This is a genomic window from Microbacterium sp. Bi128, from assembly GCF_918698205.1.
In genome coordinates this window covers 1-1,061 of record NZ_CAKKMM010001634.1, presented here as the reverse complement: position 1 = coordinate 1,061, position 1,061 = coordinate 1, and the positions used below count along the sequence as shown (strand labels likewise).

Here is a 1,061-nt window from a genome sequence, read left to right as displayed (position 1 = left end):
GTGCGGGACCCCTTCGTAGGCGGTGAGTTCCACGCGCTTGGGGTCCACCATGACCATCCGGACCTCGTCCGGGGTGGCCCGCATCAGGATGGAGGTGATCATCGAGTTCACGAACGAGGACTTACCGGCACCGGTGGCGCCGGCCACGAGCAGGTGCGGCATCTTGGCCAGGTTGGCCACGACGTACCCGCCCTCGACGTCCTTGCCGACCCCCATGACCATGGGGTGGTCGGTGCGGCGGGCGTTCTGGCTGCGGAGCACGTCGCCCAGGGACACAGTTTCGCGGTCCGTGTTGGGGATTTCGATGCCGATGGCCGACTTGCCCGGGATGGGGCTCAGGATGCGCACATCCGAGCTGGCCACGGCATAGGAAATGTTCTTGGACAAGGCGGTGACCCGTTCCACCTTGGTGCCCGGGGACAGCTCGATTTCGTAGCGGGTCACGGTGGGGCCGCGGCTGAAGCCGGTGACCTGTGCCTCCACGTTGAACTGGTTGAGGGTCTCGGTGAGCGAGGCGACAATCGCGTCGTTGGCCTCGGTGCGTTCCTTGGGGATGGAACCGGGTGTCAGCACGTCCGACGCCGGCAGGGTGTAAGTGACGTCGCCGGCCAGGGAAAGCTCCTCGGTGCGCTGCGGAATGGGGGTGGGCAGCGGTGCGGGCGCGACCGGGTTGGAGGGGACCTTGGCGGCCGCAGCGGCGGCATTGAGCGATCCCGCGGCCACCATCCCCGGAGTGACCAGCGGGATGGCCTCGGTGGCGTCGCCGCTGGACTCCGCCGCAGCGCCGGCTGATCCTGCCGTCCCGAGCCCCTGGGCGGCTTTGATCTTTTCGACGGCGATCTCGGCCTGGGTGGGACGGCGGACGCCGGGCGCGACATCGGGCGCGGCGTCGGCTGCGACGCCAGAGCGCGCCTTGCCCCTCGTGCCCTTGGCCGGAGGTGCGTCCGCTGCTTCGTCATCTGCGATGAGGGCGCGTTCGAAGGCCTCGTCGCCGACGTAGCCTTCCAGGCCGGACTCGTCGTCGTGGTCCTTGCCGAAGAGGCGTTTGCGCTTCTTCCTGG

General features: G+C 68.8%; 1 protein-coding gene. It reads right to left on the bottom strand.

Annotated elements, in window-relative coordinates; genetic code table 11:
- Positions 1-1,061 (bottom strand): DNA translocase FtsK (locus LQV45_RS35110; protein ID WP_253074609.1); only part of this gene is annotated, 1,061 nt, incomplete at both ends.